Source organism: Flavobacterium sp. (assembly GCF_041392085.1).
Classification (GTDB): Bacteria; Bacteroidota; Bacteroidia; order Flavobacteriales; family Flavobacteriaceae; genus Flavobacterium.
On the sequence record NZ_JAWKMW010000005.1, the window covers coordinates 277,310 to 300,441 of the forward strand.

A 23,132-nucleotide genomic window follows, 5' to 3' on the forward strand; every position below is an offset into this window, starting at 1 on the left:
GGTGTAAACAATCTATGATTCTATACAACGTAACTATCAACATCGATCAAAGCGTTCACGATCAATGGTTGCATTGGATGCAAACCAAGCACATCAGTGATGTTTTGGCCACCGGAAAATTTACTTCTGCCCGTATGGTAAAAGTATTAGTAGAGGAAGAGGGAAGTACAACCTACTCCATTCAATATACTGCCGAAAACAAAGAAAAATTAGAAAGCTATTACCGCGAGGATGCTCCACGATTACGTCAAGAGGGATTGGCTCTTTTTGCAGATAAAATGCTTTCTTTTCGAACAGAATTACAAGTTATCAGTGAACACTTCCCGAAATCAGTACTGCAATAAACGCTGTAATATATCCTAAAATGGAAAAAGTAAAAGCGAAAAAACACCTCGGTCAACATTTTCTTACCGATGAAAATATTGCCCAAAAAATAGCTGATTCACTCACGTTAAACGGATATCAAACGGTTTTAGAAATTGGTCCGGGAATGGGTGTTTTAACAAAATATTTGTTAGAAAAACCGATTTCTACTTATGTAATTGAAATCGACTTAGAATCAGTTGATTATCTGAACAAACATTATCCGAAATTGCATGGAAAAATCATTTCAAAGGATTTTTTAAAATACGATTTAAGTGAAGTCTTTGGTGAAGATTCTTTTGCAATTATAGGAAACTTCCCTTATAATATATCTTCGCAAATTGTGTTTAAAACATTAGAACTCCGTGAAAGAATACCTGAGTTTTCAGGGATGTTTCAAAAGGAAGTAGCCGAACGAATTTGTGAAAAAAAAGGGTCAAAAACGTATGGAATTTTGTCTGTGTTAACTCAAGCTTTCTATGAAGCGGAATACCTTTTTACGGTTTCAGAACATGTGTTTTCACCGCCACCAAAAGTAAAATCAGGTGTGCTGAGGTTAAAACGGAAAGAAAATTTTCAATTGCCATGCGACGAAAAATTGTTTTTTAATGTGGTGAAAACTGCTTTTAATCAACGGAGAAAAACACTTCGTAACAGTTTAAAAACATATCAACTGTCCGATAATTTAAAAGAAGATAGTATCTTTGACCTCAGACCGGAACAACTATCAGTAGAACAATTTATTGAACTCACGCAAAAAATAGCTGCCAATGGAGTTTAAAATCAGCAGAGAATTTCTCACTCAAATTGAGCAATTAATTAAGGAAAATAAGGAGCAGGAACTTCTCGACATGCTTCAAGAAATCCACTATGCTGATATTGCCGAAATCATGGAAGAACTTGATGATTACGGAGCTATTTATATTTTTAATACGTTAGATTCTGAAAAAACATCCGAAATTCTTCTCGAATTGGATGAAGAAGTACGTGAAAAAATTCTTCGAAAGCTAACACCAAAAGAAATTGCCGAAGAGTTAGATGAATTGTCAACAGATGATGCAGCCGATATTATTGCCGAACTTCCGCAAGAACGAAAAGAGCAAGTAATTTCTGAGTTAGAAGACGTTGAACACGCCAAAGATATTGTTGATTTATTACGCTATGACGAAGACTCTGCCGGAGGATTGATGGGTAAAGAGCTTGTAAAAGTTAACGAAAACTGGAACGTGCTTACCTGCGTGAAAGAAATGAGAATTCAAGCCGAAAATGTTTCCCGCGTGCATTCTATTTATGTGGTGGATGACGAAAATCGCCTCAAAGGTCGATTATCGCTTAAAGATTTGTTGACCACTTCTACCAAAACGCCGATTAGTGAAGTCTATATTCCCAAAGTGGATTATGTAAAAGTAGATGCCAAAGACGTTGAAGTGGCTCGTATCATGCAAAAATACGATTTGGAAGCCATTCCTGTTGTAGATGAATTAGGACGGTTGGTGGGCCGAATTACCATCGACGATATCATTGATGTTATTAAAGAAGAAGCTGACAAAGATTATCAATTAGCGGCCGGTATTTCGCAAGACGTTGAAGCCGATGATAGCATTTTAGTACTTACCAAAGCAAGACTTCCGTGGCTTGTTTTAGCACTTTTAGGAGGATTTATTGCTGTAAAAGTATCCGGTCAGTTTGAAGGGGCTATGGAAAAGTATGGTGTTTTATTTTTCTTTACACCGTTGATTGCCGCAATGGCCGGAAATGTAGGTGTGCAATCCTCTGCAATTATTGTACAAGGTTTGGCAAATAATACCTTAGGAGGCACCTTGTGGCAGCGTCTTTACAAAGAAATGCGATTAAGTCTATTTAATGGTCTTATTCTAGCTGTTATTCTATTACTAGGAAGTCACTTTTTACTTGGGGTGGAATATATCATTGGTATTACTGTGGCGACAGCTTTGGTATCCGTTATCATTATTGCTTCTCTTATTGGGACTTTTGTTCCAATCACACTGAACAAATACGGTATAGACCCTGCTTTGGCTACCGGACCATTTATAACCACAAGTAATGATATCTTCGGAATTTTAATCTATTTTTCTATTGCGAAAGTAATTTTAGGGTTTTAATAAACAAAATTAATTTCTGTGAATTAAAATATCAATTGTTTCACTTATTAATCTAGAGCTATTTATTTCGCAAACAATCTTCAGGAATTAGAAAAAACTTTTCAATTTTATAAGCTTTTTTTAATTGCATTTTGTAGGTAATTTCGCCTTTAAAATTTTTGTGAAAAATAATGAAGGGTAAACCATTTGGTACTGTTCTGTTTTTTTTCCATATTTCTTGAAATAAATCATTGTAAAAAAACGGCATACAATCGGGACTATTTTTGTCAACAATGAAATGAACGGTTTTATATTTTTTTTTCATTTTTATATGTTTCATTTGATAATGGTAATAGGAAACACCATCAATCAAAGTATCCCTCAGGTTAACCGATGTGTATTTTTTTAGTTTTTTTTCATAAGGATATTGGTATTTAGAAATCAAATCACATGTATTTTCTATAAAAGTAGCCTTTAAAAAATCATTTTTTTTCATTGATGATCTGATTCTAATATTTTCACCTCCTGCAAAAATCATTTCATACTTTAGACTATCTCCTTCAAGAAGACATAATCTTGTTCCATTATCTTTTGAATTGTAATAATATTCTAATTTATTGACTTTTAAATTATTTTTTAACTCAAATTCAAGAGCATAATCGAGCGAATATTTTTTTTGTGTATACACAAAAGAAGAAATTAAAGAAAATGATATAAAAATGATGTTTTTCATGTTATTGAATAAAATAAATCCATTAATTAAAATAGATTGCGTTAATTTTGAACATAAATTTATACAAAATTGAATACAAAAAAAATAAAAATCCTTCACCTCGATTCCAATCACTCACTTTTACGGGATCAATTGGAAGCGTTAGGTTTTGAAAATCACCAAGATTTTACTTCTTCCAAAGAAGAAATTGAAGCTAAAATTCAAGATTATCACGGCATCGTGATTCGAAGCCGGTTTAAAATTGATAAAACTTTCTTAGACAAAGCCATCAATTTGCAATTCATTGCAAGAGTAGGAGCCGGATTAGAAAGCATCGACTGTGACTATGCCATTTCAAAAAATATTCATCTAATCGCTGCACCTGAAGGCAATCGAAATGCGGTGGGTGAACACGCTCTTGGCATGTTACTTTCACTGATGAATAAACTCAACCAAGCCAATCAATCGGTAAAAAGCGGGAATTGGCTTCGCGAAGGACATCGGGGTTATGAATTAGAAGGAAAAACGGTCGGCATTATCGGTTATGGCAACATGGGAAGATCATTCGCTAAAAAATTACGCGGATTTGATGTTGAGGTGCTGTGCTATGATATTCTACCCAATGTAGGCGACCAAAATGCAAAACAAGTTACGTTAGAAGAACTGAAACAAAAAGCAGATGTGCTTTCGCTTCACACACCATGGACACCGGAAACCGATAAAATGGTTAATGAAGAATTTATTAAAGCGTTTGTCAAACCGTTTTGGTTTATAAATACCGCTAGAGGAAAATCGGTAGTTACTGCCGATTTAGTAAAAGCTCTTCAAACCGGAAAAATTTTAGGAGCAGGATTAGATGTGTTGGAATACGAAAAACTCTCTTTTGAAAAATTATTCGAAGGTGAAAAACCGGAAGCCTTCACTTATTTATTAGCTGCCGATAATGTTTTGCTATCACCACACATTGCCGGATGGACGTTTGAAAGTCATCAAAAATTAGCTCAAATAATAGTTGATAAAATCACCGCCATTTATTTTCCAAAAGAGGAATTGACTGAACAAAAAAGAGTAACAGGAATTGGAGGCTTCTTTTTCAAGGCAAACGATTCTAAAAAATTAGTAGAATGGTATGGAAAACATTTGGGTTTAAAAACGGATCAATACGGTTCCACTTTTTGGTGGAAAGACAAAGAGGGTAATGATTGTTCAACACAATGGTCACCTTTTGCAGAAGACACAAACTATTTTTCTCCATCAAAAAAACAATTTATGCAAAATTTTCGAGTAGAAAATTTAGAACCACTTTTAAAAAAGTTAAAGCAAGAAGGCGTAACTATTGTTGGGGAAATGGAAACTTATGAGTACGGAAAATTTGCTTGGATAATGGATCCGGAGGGAAATAAAATTGAACTTTGGGAGCCAATTGATAAAGCCTTTCAATAAATTTTTATATTTTTATGTTCATAATCAACTAATCAATAATTTTATGGAAACAACTCGACCAACTGAAGATTGGAATAAACCTAATCAAGATTTGCCAAAACAAGAAAATAAAAAAATATTAGCAGGAATTTTAGCTATATTATTGGGTTCACTTGGTGTACACAAATTCATACTTGGATACAATCAAGAAGGTATTATTTTATTAGGAATCACAATACTTGGCTACGCGACACTTTGCTTAATTGTAGGTGCTTTTATCGTTTGGATTCCCGGTATTATTGGTTTAATAGAAGGGATAATTTATTTGACAAAAACAGACGAAGAATTTTATAATACATATCAGGCGAACAAACGGCCATGGTTTTAAAATAAGAAAGTCCCAAAACGGGACTTTTTTTACTTTATCCTTTGTCTTTTTTCTCAAGTTCTGCCTGAAATTCTTCCATAACAGGTTTTACTGTGCTTTCGGGTAAATCTGAAATTTGAATATACATTAAACCATCTACCGCATTATTAAATAAAGGATCCACGTTGAATGCTATTACACGTGCATTTTGCTTGATATATTTTTTAATCAGAACGGGTAATCGCAAATTGCCGGGTTCTACTTCGTCAATAATTTTATCAAATTTATTCAAATCGGCTTCTGTTTCATTAAAAACAAAATCCTTATCAGCATCTTTTAATTTTACTTTATATTCTTTTTTTGGATGGACATATTGGGCAACCCATGGGTCATAATAATGTGACTTCATAAATTCAATCATTAATGATTTTGAGAAGTCAGAAAACTGATTGCTGATACTCACCCCACCGATTAAATATTTGTGTTCCGGATGACGTAATGTAGTGTGTACAATTCCTTTCCATAGCAAAAACAATGGCATCGGCTTTTGTTGGTACTCTTCAATAATGAATGCTCGTCCCATCTCAATAGATTTACTCATCATATCATAAAGTTCAGGTTCAAACCGGAACAATTCATGTAAATAGAAACCATCAATACCGTATTTTCCGTAAATTTCAGATCCTAACCCCATTCTATAAGCTCCCGCAATTACTTTTGCATCATTATCCCACAAAAACATATGATGATAATATTTGTCATATTGATCTAAATCTAACGATTCATTTGTTCCTTCCCCAACAGCTCTAAAGGTGATTTCTCTTAATCGACCAATTTCGTGAAGAATATTTGGTATTTTGTCAGCAGTGACTAAATAAACGTGGTAATTTTTACTTTGAAGTAATCGCCAATCACTTTTTTCCAGCATGTCAATTTCTTCTAGAATTTTATCTTGGTTGGCCGGTTTGGCGATTTCTTTTACACTTTTTGGAAATTTTAAACTTGGAGCAGCTAAAAGTTTATTCCCTTTTTCAAATGCGTTAGCAAGCATATATGTTTTTTTTCTGAGAAATTCAGAATATGCTTCAAGATTTTCATACTCATTTTGTTCAGCGACCGAAATAGGCTTTCCTATACGAACTTTGATAATCCTTTTTTTCTGAGTCAATAATTCAGAAGGTAATTTTGCTGTTCGAAGCGTATCATTTAAACTTGATAAAAAGTAAAATAATCTACTGTTTTTGGCATGAAAATATATTGGTACAACTGGGACTTGAGCTTTACGAATCACTTTAATAGCTCCTTCTTCCCAAGGTTTATCTACAACTAAAACACCGTCTTTGTAAGTTGAAACTTCTCCGGCTGGGAACATTCCTAAGGGTTTGCCATCATTCAAGTGACGAAGCGTTTCTTTTAAACCAACCACACTTGATTTAATATCTTTGTGATTATCAAACGGATTAACCGGCATGATATACGGTTTCATTGGTTCTATTCTGTGTAATAAAAAATTGGCAATGATTTTGAAATTGGGTTCACGCTCTAACATTAATTTCAATAGCAAAATTCCGTCAATTCCGCCAAGTGGATGGTTTGAAACGGTTATGTAGGGACCTTCTTTAGGGAGACGTTTTAAATCTTCTTCCGGGATTTCAAATTTTATTTGAAATTCATCCAAAATGCTATTCAGAAAATCTAATTCCTTTAAATGTTTTTTTTGATTGTACATTTTGTTTAGTGTAGAAATCTTTAATACTTTCATCAGTAGCCAACCAATGCCGGTACCAATGAAGCCGTATTTGTCAACATTTATGGCTTTTGCAACTTCTTTAGCGGAAACTAAACCCATTCGAATTTTTTTGTATGTGTAATTTTGGTCGAAGTAACAAATATAGTAATTCTGTCAGTATACTTTTCACAAAAAACGATAAAAACAATAAGTTGTTAAACATTTATTATAATATAAAGAGGTGGTTTTGTTACTCAAGGTTTTTAACTATTTTTGAATCAGAAATCAAATACAACAAATGAAAATTATTTCCTATAATGTCAACGGAATTCGGGCAGCAATTACGAAAGGTTTTTTAGAATGGTTGCAACAAGCAAATCCAGATGTAATTTGTTTACAAGAAATCAAAGCAACGGAAGACCAAATCCCGACAGAAGCAATTGAGAATGCAGGTTACCCCTATCAATACTATTTTTCAGCTCAAAAAAAAGGATATAGCGGCGTGGCTATTCTTTCTAAAATTGAACCCAAAAAAGTAGTTTACGGAACAGGTATTGACTCAATGGATTTTGAAGGCCGAAATGTGAGAGCCGATTTTGATGATTTTTCTGTGATGAGTTTGTATCTTCCATCCGGAACAAACATCGAAAGATTGGATCATAAGTTCAAATACATGGACGATTTTCAACAATATATCAATGCGTTAAAAGTTGATATTCCCAACTTAATTATTGGTGGCGATTATAACATTTGTCATGAAGCTATCGATATTCATGACCCCGTTAGAAATGCTACTGTATCCGGATTTCTTCCGGAAGAACGCCGTTGGTTAGACGGGTTTATGAAAAGCGGTTTTATTGATAGTTTCCGACATTTTAACAAGGAACCTCATCAGTATTCTTGGTGGAGCTATCGTGCCAATGCCCGAAACAACAACAAAGGATGGCGGATTGATTATCATTTGGTAAGTGAACCGATGCGAAACCGATTAAAAAGAGCGGTCATTCTTCCGGAAGCCAAACATTCAGATCATTGCCCAATTTTGGTAGAAATTGATTAATAACAAACCTCAAATAACAAATAAAATGATTAAAAAAGTTTCTGTACTGCTTTTAATGGCGGTTTTGTCCGCTTCATGCGTTTCTAAAAAGGTGTATAATGAATTAGAAGGAAAATACGCTGCTTTAAAAAAACAACAACGTGAATTATCAGACGAAAACCACGGCTTAGAAAAAGCTAAAAATCAATTGGAAAATGACATAAAGCTTAACCAAGATGAGTTGGCCAAAGTCAAAGCCGAACGTGATAAATTAAAAACAGATTATGATGCTGCAGCCAATAATTTGAAGGCTTTACAATCTTCTTACACGGCGTTGGAGAAAAATTCAGATGAAGCTTTACAAGCCAACATGAAGAAAAACAGAGAGTTGTTAGCTCAGCTTGACGCCAAAGAAAAAGCATTAGCAGCCGAACAAGATCGATTGAACAAATTACAAGCCGATTTAAAAGATCGTTCGCAACGCGTGGATGAATTGGAAGGATTGATTTCTGCTAAAGAAGAAAACATGCGAAAGCTAAAAGAAACCCTTTCCAAAGCTTTGAATAGTTTTGAAGGGAAAGGGCTCACAGTAGAACAGAAAAACGGAAAAGTATATGTTTCCATGGAAAATAAATTACTCTTCCAAACAGGTAGTTGGGCAGTTGGGACAGAAGGTAGAAGAGCCGTTGTAGAGGTAGGAAAAGTACTGGCACAAAACCCTGATATTTCGGTGTTGATTGAAGGTCATACAGACAATGATAAAATCACAGGAACCTTGGGTGGTGGAGTTGAAAACAATTGGGATTTATCCACCAAAAGAGCCACTGCCATTGTGAACATCTTAGCTGAAAACAAAGGCGTTTTAAAAGAAAATCTTACTGCTGCCGGGCGTGGAGAATATGCTCCATTAATGTCAAATGATTCCCCGGAAGGAAAAGCAAAAAACCGTAGAATCGAAATTATTTTGACACCAAAATTAGATGAGATTTCTAAAATGTTGAATGAGTTGTAAAATAGGTTCTGAGATATTGAGGTTCTAAGGCACTAAGGGTTTTAACCTCAGTTCTTTAGAGCCTTAGTATCTTAATCCCTCAAAAGAAAAAAATGAAAACCACCACCATCCCCAACACCACTCTAAAAATCAGTAAAATCTGTTTAGGAACCATGACTTTTGGTGAACAAAACACCGAAAGCGAAGCCCACGAACAATTGGATTATGCCGTTTCTTGTGGCATTAATTTTATTGATACAGCAGAAATGTATCCCATTGCTGCCCGAAAAGAAACCTTGGGAAGTACCGAACGTTTTATTGGCAGTTGGTTAAAAAAAAGAGGAAAGCGAGATGATTTGGTAATAGCAACTAAAATCGCCGGACCCAACCGTGGGATGGAGTACATCCGGAAACCACTCGATTTTTCTGCTAAAAGCATCAATGAAGCGGTTGATTTAAGTTTGAAAAACCTGCAAACCGATTACATCGATTTATACCAAATGCATTGGCCGGAACGCGTGATGAACATGTTTGGAAAAAGAGGTTTAACCGAAATTGACACCTATTGGGAAGAAAATATTGCAGAAGTATTATCCGTTTATGATGAATTAATCAAAGCCGGAAAGATTCGACATATTGGTGTTTCTAATGAAGCTCCCTGGGCGGTGATGAAATTTATCAGCGAAAGCGAAAAACACAACTTACCTCGCATTGCCACGATTCAAAATCCGTATTCCTTATTAAACCGACTGTTTGAAGTGGGCTTAACCGAAGTTTGCATGCGAGAAAATATCGGTCTCATGGCCTATTCTCCTTTAGGTTTTGGAATTTTATCGGGTAAACATTTAAATGGAGTACAACCCAATTCACGAATAGCTTTGTTTCCGCAATTTACACGTTACACCTCTGAAAATGCTACCAAAGCCACAAAATTATACCAAGAATTGGCCAATAGCCATGGTTTAACTTTATCACAAATGGCTCTGGCTTTTGTTCAACAACAACAATTTGTGATGAGTACGATTATTGGAGCAACTTCTTTGCAACAACTAAAAGAAAATATCGATGCTCATGAAATTGTTCTTTCCAAAGAGATTTTAAAAGAAATTGATGTGATTCAGGAGATGATTCCGAATCCGGCACCGTGATTTTTCGGTTTTCGGTTATCTGTTGTCTGTTAAAAGTCGCAGAATACCCACAATATTGTCATTCCGACGCAGGAGGAATCTCATATTGTTATGCAAAAAAAGTTTAAAACTTTGACTGAGATTCTTCCAGCCTTTGAATGAAAACAAGACGAGAAAAGCATTAGACTTTACCTCACCACCAACTTACTTGTAAAATTACCTCCATTCACCTCTTCCACAGAAACAAAATACAATCCCGAAGTAAGGTTATCAATGGCTACAGTAGTCAATTCCAAACTATCCATTTTTTGGTTAGCTACTCTTTTTCCCATAGAGTCATAAATAGTTAATTCGGTTAAATCTAATAAATTAGTATTTTGTAAAGTAAAAGAATTACTCGTAGGGTTTGGATACAAACTTAGACCGTTTTGCTGAAAATCATTAGCACTCAAACTAGTGTCGATAATTCTAGAAATAATACCGTTGGAAATCCCGGCAACATATAATTCACCGTTTACATCCTCTCCAAATGAAGCAATATTACCTGAAAAAGCATTGGGAGTCCAAGTAATGGTCCCTCCCTCGGCAGAAATAAAACCTATTCTATTACTACAATAATCGGCAAAAAGGTATTTGTTTTGTAAGTTTGGATAAGTAGTACCGGTATAAACATAACCACCAGTTAATGAGCAGCCACCGGTAGAGGCATGGGTGTACTGAGCCACCGGGAACGTATAATTGGATGAATCACCACAGCCGGATATGTTGTAGGGAGAATTTCCTTCATAACAACGCCATCCATAATTTAAACCCGATTCGGTGGAAGCTGCTTTGTTGATTTCTTCAATGGCATTCTGACCCACATCAGCAATCCAAAGGTCACCTGTTAGTCTGTCAAATGAGAATTTCCAAGGGTTTCGTAAACCTACAGCCCAAATTTCATCCTCGCCGGCTATTCCAACATATGGGTTGTCTGAGGGTATTGTATAACCGGTTTCGCCATTTACATCTAAACGAAGCATTTTACCTAAGAGTGAATTGAGATTTTGTCCGTAATTGTTTGGATCTCCACCACTTCCTCCGTCACCCATTCCTATATATAAATAACCATCAGGACCAAAATTAATCGAACCGCCGTTGTGATTGCCAAAAGGTTGTGCAATGGTTAACAAAATTTCACCACTATTTGCATTAGCTATATTCTCATCAGTGTCACTCACGGTATATTTTGCAATCACGGTAGCACCATCGCCCGAACGTGTGTAGTTTACATATAAACGCCCATTGGTGGCATAATCCGGGTGAAAAGCCAAGCCCAACAAGCCGCGTTCGCCACCTGCTGTAATGATTGATGTTAAGGATAAAAACGGCGTAGTATTAATGGTTCCGTTTGGATTAACAATTCGGATTAAACCGCCACGTTGCACCACAAATAAACGTTCATCCCCTGCATTCACGACGGCAACCGGACTCGAAAATCCGGTGGCAAACGTTTCTAAAGCGATTGTTTGCGAAAACGAAACGGCAGCAAACAATATAAAACATGCGTGTAGAATTTTTTTCATAGCTTTTTTTTGAATTACGTAAAATTAATAAAAAAATGCAAACTATGCTAATTAGAAACAAGTTAGCGATTGATTGCGTTAAAAATTAAATGATTTACGTTACTTTTTAGGGATTTTTTTTTAATTGTAGCATGATCTACTAACTATTAGAAATCTATTTTCTTCTTACTCAAATAGCCAAAAAACGTCAACGATGGCGTTGTTTACGTGAACGTTCAGGTTGTTTACGACATCGTTGGCGTTGCCGACGTCAAATTTTACGTTGGTGTATGCCAAATTTGACATCGCGAACGTCAACGTTCACGTTCCTGATGCCAACGTTTACATCGAAGACGTCAAACTTGACGTCAACAACGTAAACGTTTACGTATTTAACTTAAATTTTATGTTGCGAACCCCATTTATTACGTAACATAACCCCACGGATGGAGTTTAGAATCCCAAAAAAGGAGTAACAAACCCTATACACGGAGTTAGGAACACTATATATGGTGGTTACTGTGTGGTTGTGATTTTAATAATGTTATAAAATAACACTAGGTAACAATTAATTAATAATATGCAATAATTTTATAAGTAATTTTTTATATTTTAGCTTTTTCGAAAATATAAATTTATAATTTTAATTTTTGATTGTAATATAATTTATGTATTTAGATATAAAAGCTGATTTTTAATAATTATTGATTATTATGAAAAAAATAAATTATTATTTGATTTTAACTGCCTTTTTGTTTTCAATTCTTTTGTGCATGGTTAGCTGTGAAATGGAATCAGATTTAGAAGGATTAAATACTCAACAGGACAGCACATTTAAAATTGAGATTATAAGTTTTGAACAACTGAAATCTAATGATAAAATAATTCAGAAGTTAAATCGTTTTAATAGTAAGTCTGTTAGTAAAGAAATAGATAATTCAAAATTTAGTAGGTTTATATACAATAGTGATTTCGATTTTGTTATTAATACTAATTCTGTAAAACACATTATTAATATAGAAACTGGAATGCAATCTTATAATTTTTTCAATAATTAGGGATAATCCGGATACTGAAAATATTGAAAATTTATTGTTGCAGTCTAATAATCAGGGTAGTTATGATGCATTTATTGTTGAATATGGTTTTAATGAAGAACAGTATAGTACTTTAACAGAAGGCACACTATTTAATACTGTAACAAAATACACTCCAATAGATTTTGATACAACACTTTTTAATAGTGACGAACTTTCAAGAATTATCACTCAATATTATTGTGCTGAGCTTTGGGTTTTGGTAACAGGTATTGATAATAATGAAGGTGAGTTGGTAGGAGCGGGAAATTCTGGAACTCATAATGAATGGGTGTTAATTTCTACAGATTGTGGTTGGATGTCATATGAAGAAGGAACAAGTTCTGGCGGAGGAGGATCATCCGGAAGCAATCCCCCATCAGGAGGAAGTGGAGGAAACGGCATCCCAAGTCCTTCTAATAGTAATAGTCCTTATAATGTCATTTTAAGCTCACCAGTGTTTCAAACCCATATTGATAAATTATCAGAGGAAACAAAAAACCCTCAAATAAAGACGAGAATTCAACAAATGGAACAGAACTTGAATACCATTGTTAAAGAACAAGGTAGTGAATTTAGAAGAATTGCAAGTAATGGAACTATACAAATTGGAAACGTGTATGAAGAGTATCAGATCCCAGATTCCCAAACTAATTTTAGTGGTATTAAATTTCCTAATGCTTTATCAAATTCGGAAGTTAGGGTTCATGTTCATCATAATAATTCTCAAGTAAATTCAGATGGAGGAGTAGAAAAATTAGCACCAATTTTTAGTATAGAGGATGTTTACGGTATGTCTGAATTTTTTAAGCAGAAGAAGAGTGCCAATGCTGGTATACCTCTAGCTAGGGACGGAAACATTTCTTTTATTTTAGTTTCTAGACGTGGACTATTTGCTTTACGTGTTACAGATCCACAAAAAGCTGAGGATTTTAATGATTATTTGACGAATGGTGCAACAAATAGTGAAGGAAGAACTTATATAGAAGTTATTTCAGAAGGTTTCAAAAAAGATGTAATAATAAGAACTGAGCAACAATGTAATGGAGGTTGTAATGAAAATCTAGCTGATGCAAAATTTGAACTTAATTTTATAAATTTTTTCAAAAAATTGGACACGGGTTTTGGTCTTTTTGTTGCTTTAGAAACTGACGCAAATGGAAATTATATTTGGAATTTTTTAACAAATTAAAACAAACAAAAGAATGAAAACATCTATCACGATACTACTAATTTTCACTTTTATTACATTTAGGGCACAAGAAATTATTGTGCCTCTTGAAAACCAATTTACATATAATGAATTAAATACTTCAAGTCCAATATATTATAAGGATGTTAATAATACCCTAACTAAATTTTTAGGCAATTGGATTTATAATGATGGTATAAATTATTTAAAAATTTCAATTACAAAAAAGTTGCATCAACAAAAGGGCTTTCCTGGTTTTAATGATCGAAATTTTGAAGATTATTTATCTATCACGATGATTTACAAAATAAATAATACTGAAATATATAATACAACTCCTGTACCTCCTACTGATGGACTAATTTATGGTAATATTATAAAAAGTTCGAATAAGGTAGAATTGAATTATAATGAACCTACTTCAAGTTGTAGAAGGCAAAAAGATGCTGATTTAATACTTGAGTTTATACCTGATGGAGGATTAAGTTTTCTTGATAATCCTACTGGCACGTTAAAATGGAAAAGAAAAAACAGACTCAACCAGATAGCTCCTCAAACAACTTGTCCTGATGGAACTCTAGTTGATTCCTCAAGTTTTATAATACCGAATGAATTAATATTAGATCGAGAATAATTTAGGTATAAATTATAGTTTTAAAAAAAACCGCCCCAAATTACTTCAAGGCGGTTCAACCACAATCCAACTAAAATTAGTTCACTACAACATAACCTTTTGTTTTGGCAACACTATGAATAGAGGTTGTTATGGCATTACCCAAATCGTCTTGCGACTTGGTTTTTTTTGATTCGGTATCAATATAAGCTTGGCGTTTTTTAGAAAGTTCATCCATTTCTTTTTGAATAGTTTCGCGTTCTTTGGTTTTTTGGGCTACAAACGTTTTAATTTCTTCTTTTGACTTGTTTTTTAACTCTGCCGGAAGCTCTTCTTTTTTAAGGTTGTCTAAAACTTTACTGTCTTTTTTGGCTTTGTCCACCAAATCCCAACTGTCATTTTTATACACGGCTTTAGATTTGCTCACCGCTCTTTCGGCATAATTAGCTCCCGAAATGGATTGAGCATTGGCATCTTGCACTTCCTGAGCCATTTTTTTCTCGGCTCCTTTAGAACCATACCCGATATACGTTTTGTTCAACCGCACGTTGCATTGTGAAATCTGGTCGTCATACGGTGTCACGATATACCGCACTTTGGCATTGGAATCAATATTGAAATATTTGCCTTGTCCCACATCGGCACCGTCTTTCCACAACCCGCGAATACCTTCTTCTGCACCACCACAATAAATGGTGTTGATGTAAATGCCTTTTTTCAACGCATCGGCAATCGCCTCTTTGTAGTTGACGGTACCTTGAGTAAACGGTTCATTTCCGGCAATATAAATGAGTTTCATGTTTTGTATGCCGTCTTTCCAGGTCAGTTTTTGCGACGCATCTTGAATCACCGCTCCGCAATATTCGTTACCACCATTGGTACGCAAAGCGAAAAGTTTCTCCGAAATTAAATCTAAGTCATTGGTCAACGGCGTGACTTGTCGGATAAAATTGGAAACACTGCTCAATCCATCGTTGCCGTATTCATACAACGCAATTTCAATATCGGGTGTTTTTCCTTCGTATTTTAAGGTAGTCAAGGTATTTACAATGTTCCACAAACGGGATTTGGCTTGTTCTATCAACCCGTCCATGCTGTTCGACGTGTCTAACAATAAAGCAACTTGAATGGTTCCTTCTGAAGTGGTTTCTTCTTGTTGTTGACTGTTTTTTCCACTTGTATTCTCTGCAAGAGTAGCAGCGTTGATTTTCTTTTCACAGCTAAACATCACCATAGAAGTAAGTAAAGCAAAGGTTAAAACTAAATTTTTCATGAGATTGTGTTTTTTAAATTGTTGAAATTATTTTTGAAGGTTTTTAATGTCATTTTCTATCGAAAGTATCATCAAGCAAGTCGCTGTACAAAACGAAGGACTCGTAATGCAGTGATGACCGTTCCAGCTACCGTCTGCATTTTGAATTTGCATCATACGACCACCAATGTTGTCGTACCATTTTTTCCAATCATCATCGTGATTCACTACCATCGATTCACCGGTTTGAAGGAAGCTCAAGAATTCCTCACCACCGTTGTTTCCAAATCCATTCAATACATCTTCTCGCATAGCAGTAACTTTCGCAGATTGATACACTTTTGTTGCCACATCATACGATTTTGCTTTTTCTTTGGAATAGCCTAAACGTTCTAAATTTTGCTCGTTTAAAACAGCATCTCTTTCGATTTTGCCTTCGGCTTTGGCTTTTTTAAAGACTTGTTCGGCTTCTTTGGCTTCTTCGGCACTATTTCTAACCGAACTGCTCACGGCATAGAGCATAATTCCCGCACCATCCTCTGTTTTAGCGGATTGACTTTCAGGATTGTAATTGCTTTTTTGGTATGCTCTGGCTTGTTGAATTTTGTTTTTATTCACTTTTATATCTTCAATTTTAGCCGCCATTTCTAAACCTGAATTAGCAAACGAAGATTGTAAAACCCCAGCCCAACCCGAGCTCCCCACTTTACCGGAATCGCCCATTGATTTTTCAATTTTATCCACGCAAACCTGAATGCCTTCTTTCACTCTTTTTTTCATTAAGTCATCATTCAAAGTAGGAAGCAATTGGTTAAAAAATTGCAACGTGAGAATAGCATCAATGTGTTCGCCTAATTTTCCTTGAATTTGCGTGCCCCTGATTTGTGTGATGTAGGGAGAATTTTGGTTCTTTTCGATTTCATTTAACAGAAATAAAACAGATTTTTTAAGGGTTTCTTTGTGCTGACCTTTTTCCATAGAAAATCCACAACGGTATAATGCCATTGCCGACATTGCCGTGGTAGCCGGGTCAGATGAAACAGCGTGTGGATTTCTTTCCGATTGATTGTTGCGTGCACCGGCTCCCCAGCCACCATCGGCATTTTGAGCTTGAATGAGCCATTCTTCCCCTTTGGAAATGGTTTCCATGAATTTAGAATTCGTTTTTACTGTGGCTGAACCTTCTATAGATTGTTCGCCCATCAAAGACATAAATACACACGGTTGTTCTTCGTCTTCCATCATTTCGTGTTGAGTGATTTCTTTTTTGGGAAGTTCTTTTGTTGATGCTGAATCATTTCCTAACAAATAAATAAACGGAACACAACTTACTAAAGCAGACATTCCAAGCATGATTTTTGTTTTCATATTATGTTGATTTTGATTAATTTTTTTGATAAAATTACTTTTCATACAAATTCAACTTTGGTCGACTTGGTGAAACCCTTTTTTGACTTGGTGAAATCGTTTTTTAAACCCGAATTAATTTTCGTACTTTACACTATAATATAAATGAGATGGTTATCCGATTTAAAATAGTACTATTGGCAATGTTTTTTCCTTTGGTCATGATGGCTCAAGACAGTGTCAAAACCAAATTGAGCAAATCTTCTGTGAGCAAAAAAGCCAAGGAAGTGGAGCAAACATTGTCTAAAAGTAATCCAGAAAGTACCGCAGATAAATATGTAGAATTGGCGAATGAGTTGGATAAAAAAGGAGATTACGCCAAAGCGGAAGACTATCTGAAAAGAGCTTTGCTGATTTATCAAAAGCAAAAAAATAAAGATAAAATAGCGAGTACAACCCGATCGATTGCTCAAGTTCAGGAGAAGCAAAACAAAGTGAAAGACGCAATCAAAAACTATCAATCGGCGAGTGAAGAGGCGGTAGATGTTGGTTATTCAAGGATGAACTCGAATGATGCGAGCCGATTGCAAAATAAAAGTCCGAAAGTACAAGCGGATTATTTAGATTCCAACATCAAAATTTTGGAGAAAGAAGGAAAATTGGATGATGCCGCGGAAGTGTATAAACAAAAAGCTGTAGTCGATTTAAAATCAGAAAACAAAGAAATGGCAATTGAAAATTATGAAAAGGCCATTGCTGTTTCCAAAGATAAACCGGAAGAAGTTCTAAAAATAAAAAGTGAGATTTCGAAAGTCTATGCTTCGGAAAACAACTTGGATAAAGCGATTGAAATCACCAAAAACACCATTTCGGAAGCGGAAAAAATCGGAAGTGTTTCGCAACAAATTGAGCAGCAGCAAGCGTTGGCCGGGTTGTATTTTAAAAATGAAAACCAAGACGATGCGATTGTTTTATTGGAAAAAACGTATCAACTGGCGTTAAAAAACGGACGTACTTTTGATGCAAAGAAAGCAATGTTGGCTTTATCAGATTATTATCGAGAAAAAGGCAATCAAGCAAAAGCAATTGAATTGTATGATCAATTTCTGAATGATTTTGACCGCATGATTCAAGCAGACAGTTCGTTGGTAGATGCGAAAATTTTTCAAGTTACGGAAGAAAAAATCAAACAGCTGGAGAAAGAACGTGCGTTGAAAGATGAGTTGATTACGAAGAAAAATAAATTCAATTATGTGTTGATTGGCTCCGTGATTTTGATGTTGATTTTGTTGGGACTGATTGCAAAAGCGTTGTTCTCCATCAAAACCAAGAACAAGAAAATTGCCCTACAATCGTTACGAAGAGAAATGAATCCGCATTTTATTTTCAACAGTTTGAATAGTGTAAACCAATTTATTGCTCAAAATAATGAGTTGGAAGCCAATAAATATTTGACTTCCTATTCCAATTTGATGCGAAATATGATGGAAACATCGAACAAAGATTTTATTTCGTTAGCCAATGAATTAGAGCAGATTAAAAAATATTTAGATTTAGAACATTTACGTTTTCAGGACAAATTTGAGTATGAAATTATAATAGATGAAAAGTTGGATGCAGATGCGATTTGGGTTCCGAATATGTTGATTCAGCCCCATTTGGAAAACGCTATTTGGCACGGTTTGCGTTACCGAGAAACCAAAGGAAAATTGAAAGTGACTTTTACAGAAGATAATCAGTTGATAAAAGTTTTGATTGAAGATGACGGCATTGGTGTTGAGAAAAGCAGGGAATTGAAAACTCAAAATCAAAAAGTGCACGAATCCAGAGGCTTGAACAATGTGGAAGAACGGATTAATTTGCTGAACGATTTGTATCATCAGCAGATTTCGTATACCATTTCCAGCGGTTCAGACGGAAACGGAACGTTGGTCACACTTTATTTTTCTAAAACCACCAAAATTGTATGAACGATTTTCAAAAAATAAAAAGTGTCATTGTCGAAGATGAGTCGGCGGCTCGCGAAGCGTTGAAAAATTACTTGGCAAAATATTGTCCGCAAATCGAGATTATTGGCGAAGCAGAAAACAGTCGGGAAGCCATTCCGTTGTTGCACGAACTGCAACCGCAATTGGTTTTTTTAGATGTAGAAATGCCGTTTGGAAATGCGTTTGATGTGTTGGAAGGCTGTAAGAATTTGCATTTTGAAACCATTTTTGTCACCGCTTTTTCCGAATATTCGTTGAAGGCGTTGAACCAAAGTGCGGCGTATTATTTATTGAAACCCATCAGCATAGAAGAATTGATTTTGGCCGTCAACAAAGTGCAACAACAATTGATGAAGCAGGAATTGTTTAATCGAAATCAAATCATTGTTCAAAATTTCCGCGAGACTAAAATCGAGAAACAACAAGTGATTTTACCTACATTAGAGGGTTTTGAAGTCGTGAAAATGGAAGAAATCGTCCGTTTGCGAGGCAATGGCAACTTTACCAATATTCATTTGGCCAACGGAACCAAAAAAATGGTCTGTCGTTTTTTGAAACATTTTGATGAATTATTGGAGTTTCCGTTTATGCGAGTACATAAATCACACATCATCAATTTAAATTTTGTAAAATCGTATCACAAATCGTTAGGCGGATATGTCACGCTTTTTGATGAAACGGAGATTGAGATTTCGTTGGGTTATAAGGAGGAGTTTTTGAAAAAATTTAAATAAACTACCCAAACAATTCTCCTACCACATCTTCAATCTTCGCCACCAATTTCACTTGAATCAATGTTTCTTTCAACGAAATTTTATTGTATTTCGAAACAAAAATTGTAGAAAAACCTAATTTTTCGGCTTCCAAAATGCGTTGTTCTACGCGGTTTACGGGACGAATTTCTCCGGCTAAACCTACTTCTCCCGCAAAACAAAAATCTTTTCCCACCGGAATGTCTTCGTTGGAAGATAAAATAGCGGCAACCACTGCTAAATCAATTGCAGGATCATCGACAGAAATTCCGCCTGTCACATTTAAAAATACGTCTTTTGCTCCCAAACGAAAGCCGGCACGTTTTTCTAAAACCGCCAAAATCATATTCAATCGTTTGGCATTGTAACCGGTCGTGCTGCGTTGTGGCGTTCCGTAAACTGCGGTGCTGACTAAAGCCTGAATTTCAATCATCAACGGTCGCATGCCTTCAAGGGTTGAAGCAATTGCTGTTCCTGAAAGTTCTTCATCTTTGTTCGAAATCAATATTTCCGATGGATTAGCGACTTCTCTTAAACCTGAACCTTGCATTTCATAAATGCCAATTTCTGCGGTGGAGCCAAATCGGTTCTTGAGCGACCGTAGAATTCGGTAGACGTGATTGCGGTCGCCTTCAAATTGTAAAACCGTATCGACCATGTGTTCCAAAATTTTGGGCCCAGCAATCGTTCCGTCTTTTGTAATATGTCCAATCAACAATACCGGAACATTGGTTTCTTTCGCAAATTTGATAAGTTCTGCGGTACATTCGCGAATTTGTGAAATACTTCCGGCAGTCGATTCAATATAATCGGTATGCAAGGTTTGAATGGAATCGATGATGACAATCTCCGGTTCCATTTCTTGAATTTGTTTGAAGATGTTTTGCGTTTTGGTTTCCGTAAGAATAAAACAGTTTTCAAAACGGTTTTCAATTCGTTCGGCACGCATTTTTATTTGTTTCTGGCTTTCTTCACCGGAAACGTACAAGGTTTTATAAGGTAATTTTAAAGCAATTTGAAGTAATAATGTACTTTTCCCAATACCGGGTTCGCCACCCAAAAGGGTTAAAGAACCGGGTACTAATCCGCCACCAAGCACTCTATTTAATTCGCCATCAGAAGTGTCGAGACGAATTTCTTGTGAAGAATCTATATCTTTAATTCGGAGCGGTTTGGGAGCTTTTTTTACTTCAGAAGTGGACTTCCAACTGGTTTTTTCTTCTTTTTGGATGACTTCTTCCACAATGGTATTCCATTCTTTGCACGCGTTACATTGTCCTTGCCATTTGGAATATTGTGTACCGCAATTTTGACAAAAAAAGGAGGTTTTTATTTTAGCCATTTAGTTCATTAATTGCTTCATTTCTTCCGATTTGTCATACATCATGTCTTTATCTAAATCCCCAATAGGTTCTTTTTGAAAAGCACTTAAATATTTTTTCTGGGCTCTTTTATAATCTTCTTTTCGTTCATACATCTGAGCCATATAATAATCAGACAGCATTGTTTTGCCGTAATGTTTGTCTGCAAGAATAGCTAATTCGTCAAATTCGTTATACATTTTATTTTTCACGATAGCCGCTTCAATTGCTCTAAAATCATTTAAACGAATGGGCATTTTGATGTTGAGTGTTTTTTCGAGCGTATTATATTTTTCTTTCAAATACTCAACATAGCCATATTCTAACGTAACAATTTTTTCATTAAATTCATTCGTCGTAATGGGTTGATAAACAGCAAAAAATTGATATAATGCATTCGGAATTGAATGCAAAACCAACGAATAATGGGAAGCTCCTAAGAATTCATCAAATTTATAATTGAGTGTTTCTTTTTGAATAGTTTTTGTTTTTTCGTCTAAAGCTTTTATTCTTGTTTGAATTTTTTTTAAATCACCATCTGATGTTGATTGGTAATAATAAATTGGTTTAGCAATAGCATTTAGTCTTTCTGGAATTCTATTTTCCATATCTAATGCTAACTCAGGACTTAAAGAAATATAGGCATCAAAAATAGGATTCTCTTTGTACAAAAAAAAGTTTAAAAAACCGGCAGTTGTATCGTGACCTGCAATTATTTTAAAAGGAGCAATTCGGTATGTTTTTTGTAAATAAGGCATTAACTCTGTTCCAATGAAATCAAAAAAATTAGTCCCTGTTTCAATTGGCAGACCGCTTTCTTCATCAAATTCACTATCAGCATACCGTTCTTCTTCTTTGTTTTGAGAAATTCCTACTAAGATTACTTCCGGTAAATCATCCCAGTAATTTCCGAATTTTAAAGCCCCTTGAAAAGGGTCAAATAGATATTCGCCATCTAGCACTAAAAGCAAAGGAAATTTTTGGTTTTCATCCCTGTCATAAGAGGGCGGAAGTGATAGGTAAATATCCCGGTCTCCGCCTAACTTTTCAGAAGAAAAGGGGACAACGGTTTTTTGAGCATAACTATACAGGGAAAACAAAAAAACAGATAGGAATGGAATGAATTTCATCGTGTTTCGGTTTTGGAAATTAAGATTAGGCCTAATTTTTTTCGAAAGCAAGATAGTAAATTATTTGTTTTTGTGTAAAATAGGGAGTAATAAAAATGATAATGTGCCTAGAATGACCACCATAAGTGTTTGAGAAGTCCACACTAACCAACCAAAAGCAGTTCCGGCAGTTTCAGGAACGTTGTAAAGCAATAGAATCTCTGCCATTAAGAACGGATAGGCACCAAACCCCGAATTGGTCAAAGTAATAGCAATACCACCAACAATAAATGAAATGACAACAGTACTTAAATTTAGATTACTGGTTTCGGGTAATGCAAAAATGGTGATATAGAACATAAAGAAATAACTTGCCCATATCAGTAGAGAATGAAAAAGAAAAGCCCATTTTTTCTCCATTTTCCAAATACTTGAAACACCTTCTACTAAACCTGAGATTTTTTGTTTGATGGATAGGATTATCTTAAAATTCGAGTACCGGAACAGTAAGATTAAAGCTATCAATGCAAAAGTTCCAACCCCTGTAATAAATATTAGTTTTTCGAATGGAATCTTGTCTAAAACAAAAGCTTTTAATACATTAAATTCCAGAAAAAAAGCTAATGCTATAAATGAAAATAAAAAAAAAGTATCCACAACCCTCTCTGCAATAATGGTTCCAAAAGCTTTGTCAAACGGAACATCTTCATATTTTTTTAAAATCAAGGCACGTGAAACCTCACCAGAACGGGGAATAGACATATTAATAAAATAGCCGATACAAACCGCCATAACGTTTGTAGAAATTTTAGGATGATATCCAAGATGAGCGAGAGAATATTTCCAACGGTAACCTCTTGACCATAATGCTAGGGCACTGATTAGTAAAGAAATAAAGATGTAGAAATAATCAGCATTTTTAAACTGCAGTTTAATTTCTTCTAATTGTTCGGGTGTAAATTTATTGTAAGTATAGATAACCAATGCCAATCCTAGTAGAATAGGAAGTAAAATAGATAGCCATTTACCAATATTCTGTTTCAAAG

20 protein-coding genes and 1 pseudogene are annotated in these 23,132 nt (G+C 35.1%); 13 read left to right on the top strand and 8 right to left on the bottom strand.

Features of this window, described 5'->3' with window-relative positions; translation table 11 throughout:
- The first annotated feature begins 14 nt into the window (after positions 1 to 14).
- Genes R2782_RS04185 through mgtE form a run of 3 tightly spaced genes read left to right on the top strand, consistent with a single transcriptional unit; the run spans position 15 to position 2,486 of the window.
- On the top strand, positions 15 to 344 hold the full coding sequence (locus R2782_RS04185) for a DUF4286 family protein (protein ID WP_371266817.1): 330 nt from the start codon (positions 15 to 17) through the stop codon (positions 342 to 344).
- Between the two features lie 20 nt (positions 345 to 364).
- Positions 365 to 1,144 carry a 16S rRNA (adenine(1518)-N(6)/adenine(1519)-N(6))-dimethyltransferase RsmA gene (rsmA, locus tag R2782_RS04190; protein WP_371266818.1) on the top strand — a complete coding sequence of 260 codons (780 nt, stop codon included), beginning with the start codon at positions 365 to 367 and terminating at the stop codon, positions 1,142 to 1,144.
- Entirely contained in the window at positions 1,134 to 2,486 is a 1,353-nt protein-coding gene (gene mgtE, locus R2782_RS04195) for a magnesium transporter (RefSeq protein ID WP_371266819.1), read from the top strand. Before rsmA ends, mgtE begins: the two co-directional genes overlap by 11 nt.
- Positions 2,487 to 2,544: 58 nt before the next feature.
- Here the strand turns inward: mgtE and R2782_RS04200 are convergent, their stop codons facing one another.
- Entirely contained in the window at positions 2,545 to 3,198 is a 654-nt protein-coding gene (locus R2782_RS04200) for a hypothetical protein (protein ID WP_371266820.1), read from the bottom strand.
- Positions 3,199 to 3,267: 69 nt separating this feature from the next.
- On the opposite strand from R2782_RS04200, the pseudogene R2782_RS04205 reads away from it, so the two are divergent.
- The 3 genes and pseudogenes from R2782_RS04205 to R2782_RS04215 all read left to right on the top strand — a co-directional run.
- A pseudogene (locus tag R2782_RS04205) lies at positions 3,268 to 4,212 on the top strand (2-hydroxyacid dehydrogenase); the annotation flags it as partial.
- Between the two features lie 15 nt (positions 4,213 to 4,227).
- Positions 4,228 to 4,620 carry a VOC family protein gene (locus tag R2782_RS04210; protein WP_371266951.1) on the top strand — a complete coding sequence of 131 codons (393 nt, stop codon included), beginning with the start codon at positions 4,228 to 4,230 and terminating at the stop codon, positions 4,618 to 4,620.
- 43 nt (positions 4,621 to 4,663) lie between these two features.
- Positions 4,664 to 4,987: a TM2 domain-containing protein gene (locus tag R2782_RS04215; RefSeq protein WP_371266821.1), complete on the top strand. Its 324-nt coding sequence runs from the start codon at positions 4,664 to 4,666 to the stop codon at positions 4,985 to 4,987.
- A 34-nt stretch (positions 4,988 to 5,021) separates the two neighbouring features.
- Here the strand turns inward: R2782_RS04215 and R2782_RS04220 are convergent, their stop codons facing one another.
- On the bottom strand, positions 5,022 to 6,815 hold the full coding sequence (locus R2782_RS04220) for a GNAT family N-acyltransferase (protein ID WP_371266822.1): 1,794 nt from the start codon (positions 6,813 to 6,815) through the stop codon (positions 5,022 to 5,024).
- 178 nt (positions 6,816 to 6,993) lie between these two features.
- On the opposite strand from R2782_RS04220, the gene R2782_RS04225 reads away from it, so the two are divergent.
- The 3 genes from R2782_RS04225 to R2782_RS04235 all read left to right on the top strand — a co-directional run bounded on the left by R2782_RS04225 (position 6,994) and on the right by R2782_RS04235 (position 9,873).
- Entirely contained in the window at positions 6,994 to 7,755 is a 762-nt protein-coding gene (locus tag R2782_RS04225) for an exodeoxyribonuclease III (protein WP_371266823.1), read from the top strand.
- 25 nt (positions 7,756 to 7,780) lie between these two features.
- Positions 7,781 to 8,746, top strand: coding sequence for an OmpA family protein (locus R2782_RS04230; protein WP_371266824.1), 966 nt, complete (start codon positions 7,781 to 7,783; stop codon positions 8,744 to 8,746).
- Between the two features lie 92 nt (positions 8,747 to 8,838).
- On the top strand, positions 8,839 to 9,873 hold the full coding sequence (locus tag R2782_RS04235; protein ID WP_371266825.1) for an NADP(H)-dependent aldo-keto reductase: 1,035 nt from the start codon (positions 8,839 to 8,841) through the stop codon (positions 9,871 to 9,873).
- A gap of 167 nt (positions 9,874 to 10,040) precedes the next feature.
- On the opposite strand, the gene R2782_RS04240 is transcribed toward R2782_RS04235, so the two are convergent.
- Positions 10,041 to 11,417: a PQQ-dependent sugar dehydrogenase gene (locus tag R2782_RS04240; RefSeq protein ID WP_371266826.1), complete on the bottom strand. Its 1,377-nt coding sequence runs from the start codon at positions 11,415 to 11,417 to the stop codon at positions 10,041 to 10,043.
- A 1,074-nt stretch (positions 11,418 to 12,491) separates the two neighbouring features.
- On the opposite strand from R2782_RS04240, the gene R2782_RS04245 reads away from it, so the two are divergent.
- Both R2782_RS04245 and R2782_RS04250 read left to right on the top strand, forming a co-directional pair.
- Entirely contained in the window at positions 12,492 to 13,664 is a 1,173-nt protein-coding gene (locus R2782_RS04245) for a hypothetical protein (protein WP_371266827.1), read from the top strand.
- Between the two features lie 13 nt (positions 13,665 to 13,677).
- The gene (locus tag R2782_RS04250; RefSeq protein ID WP_371266828.1) at positions 13,678 to 14,298 is read left to right on the top strand and encodes a DUF6705 family protein; all 621 of its coding nucleotides are present in this window, start codon (positions 13,678 to 13,680) and stop codon (positions 14,296 to 14,298) included.
- A 76-nt stretch (positions 14,299 to 14,374) separates the two neighbouring features.
- Here the strand turns inward: R2782_RS04250 and R2782_RS04255 are convergent, their stop codons facing one another.
- Positions 14,375 to 15,550 carry a hypothetical protein gene (locus R2782_RS04255; RefSeq protein ID WP_371266829.1) on the bottom strand — a complete coding sequence of 392 codons (1,176 nt, stop codon included), beginning with the start codon at positions 15,548 to 15,550 and terminating at the stop codon, positions 14,375 to 14,377.
- Positions 15,551 to 15,577: 27 nt separating this feature from the next.
- Positions 15,578 to 16,897 carry a hypothetical protein gene (locus R2782_RS04260; protein WP_371266830.1) on the bottom strand — a complete coding sequence of 440 codons (1,320 nt, stop codon included), beginning with the start codon at positions 16,895 to 16,897 and terminating at the stop codon, positions 15,578 to 15,580.
- A gap of 182 nt (positions 16,898 to 17,079) precedes the next feature.
- Here R2782_RS04260 and R2782_RS04265 point away from each other — a divergent pair, with 182 nt between their 5' ends.
- Together R2782_RS04265 and R2782_RS04270 are read left to right on the top strand one after the other, a co-directional pair.
- Positions 17,080 to 18,846, top strand: a complete 1,767-nt coding sequence (locus R2782_RS04265) for a histidine kinase (protein WP_371266952.1) — start codon at positions 17,080 to 17,082, stop codon at positions 18,844 to 18,846.
- The gene (locus R2782_RS04270) at positions 18,843 to 19,598 is read left to right on the top strand and encodes a LytR/AlgR family response regulator transcription factor (protein WP_371266831.1); all 756 of its coding nucleotides are present in this window, start codon (positions 18,843 to 18,845) and stop codon (positions 19,596 to 19,598) included. The genes R2782_RS04265 and R2782_RS04270 overlap by 4 nt, the downstream gene beginning before the upstream one ends.
- A 1-nt stretch (position 19,599) precedes the next feature.
- Here the strand turns inward: R2782_RS04270 and radA are convergent, their stop codons facing one another.
- From radA to R2782_RS04285, 3 genes are read right to left on the bottom strand one after another with little or no spacing between them, the layout of a single operon-like run.
- Positions 19,600 to 20,958: a DNA repair protein RadA gene (gene radA / locus R2782_RS04275; RefSeq protein WP_371266832.1), complete on the bottom strand. Its 1,359-nt coding sequence runs from the start codon at positions 20,956 to 20,958 to the stop codon at positions 19,600 to 19,602.
- A complete protein-coding gene (locus R2782_RS04280; RefSeq protein ID WP_371266833.1) occupies positions 20,959 to 22,107 on the bottom strand; it encodes an alpha/beta hydrolase in 1,149 nt (382 codons plus the stop codon).
- 60 nt (positions 22,108 to 22,167) lie between these two features.
- Entirely contained in the window at positions 22,168 to 23,130 is a 963-nt protein-coding gene (locus R2782_RS04285; protein ID WP_371266834.1) for a YbhN family protein, read from the bottom strand.
- Between the last annotated feature and the right edge of the window lie 2 nt (positions 23,131 to 23,132).

Excerpts from the sequence above, each read along its gene's own strand:
- R2782_RS04185 (WP_371266817.1), top strand. The coding sequence starts at position 15 with ATGATTCTATACAACGTAACTATCAACATCGATCAAAGCGTTCACGAT.
- rsmA (WP_371266818.1), top strand. The coding sequence starts at position 365 with ATGGAAAAAGTAAAAGCGAAAAAACACCTCGGTCAACATTTTCTTACC.
- mgtE (WP_371266819.1), top strand. The coding sequence starts at position 1,134 with ATGGAGTTTAAAATCAGCAGAGAATTTCTCACTCAAATTGAGCAATTA.
- R2782_RS04200 (WP_371266820.1), bottom strand. The coding sequence starts at position 3,198 with ATGAAAAACATCATTTTTATATCATTTTCTTTAATTTCTTCTTTTGTG.
- R2782_RS04215 (WP_371266821.1), top strand. The coding sequence starts at position 4,664 with ATGGAAACAACTCGACCAACTGAAGATTGGAATAAACCTAATCAAGAT.
- R2782_RS04220 (WP_371266822.1), bottom strand. The coding sequence starts at position 6,815 with ATGGGTTTAGTTTCCGCTAAAGAAGTTGCAAAAGCCATAAATGTTGAC.
- R2782_RS04225 (WP_371266823.1), top strand. The coding sequence starts at position 6,994 with ATGAAAATTATTTCCTATAATGTCAACGGAATTCGGGCAGCAATTACG.
- R2782_RS04230 (WP_371266824.1), top strand. The coding sequence starts at position 7,781 with ATGATTAAAAAAGTTTCTGTACTGCTTTTAATGGCGGTTTTGTCCGCT.
- R2782_RS04235 (WP_371266825.1), top strand. The coding sequence starts at position 8,839 with ATGAAAACCACCACCATCCCCAACACCACTCTAAAAATCAGTAAAATC.
- R2782_RS04240 (WP_371266826.1), bottom strand. The coding sequence starts at position 11,417 with ATGAAAAAAATTCTACACGCATGTTTTATATTGTTTGCTGCCGTTTCG.
- R2782_RS04250 (WP_371266828.1), top strand. The coding sequence starts at position 13,678 with ATGAAAACATCTATCACGATACTACTAATTTTCACTTTTATTACATTT.
- R2782_RS04255 (WP_371266829.1), bottom strand. The coding sequence starts at position 15,550 with ATGAAAAATTTAGTTTTAACCTTTGCTTTACTTACTTCTATGGTGATG.
- R2782_RS04260 (WP_371266830.1), bottom strand. The coding sequence starts at position 16,897 with ATGAAAACAAAAATCATGCTTGGAATGTCTGCTTTAGTAAGTTGTGTT.
- R2782_RS04265 (WP_371266952.1), top strand. The coding sequence starts at position 17,080 with ATGTTTTTTCCTTTGGTCATGATGGCTCAAGACAGTGTCAAAACCAAA.
- R2782_RS04270 (WP_371266831.1), top strand. The coding sequence starts at position 18,843 with ATGAACGATTTTCAAAAAATAAAAAGTGTCATTGTCGAAGATGAGTCG.
- radA (WP_371266832.1), bottom strand. The coding sequence starts at position 20,958 with ATGGCTAAAATAAAAACCTCCTTTTTTTGTCAAAATTGCGGTACACAA.
- R2782_RS04280 (WP_371266833.1), bottom strand. The coding sequence starts at position 22,107 with ATGAAATTCATTCCATTCCTATCTGTTTTTTTGTTTTCCCTGTATAGT.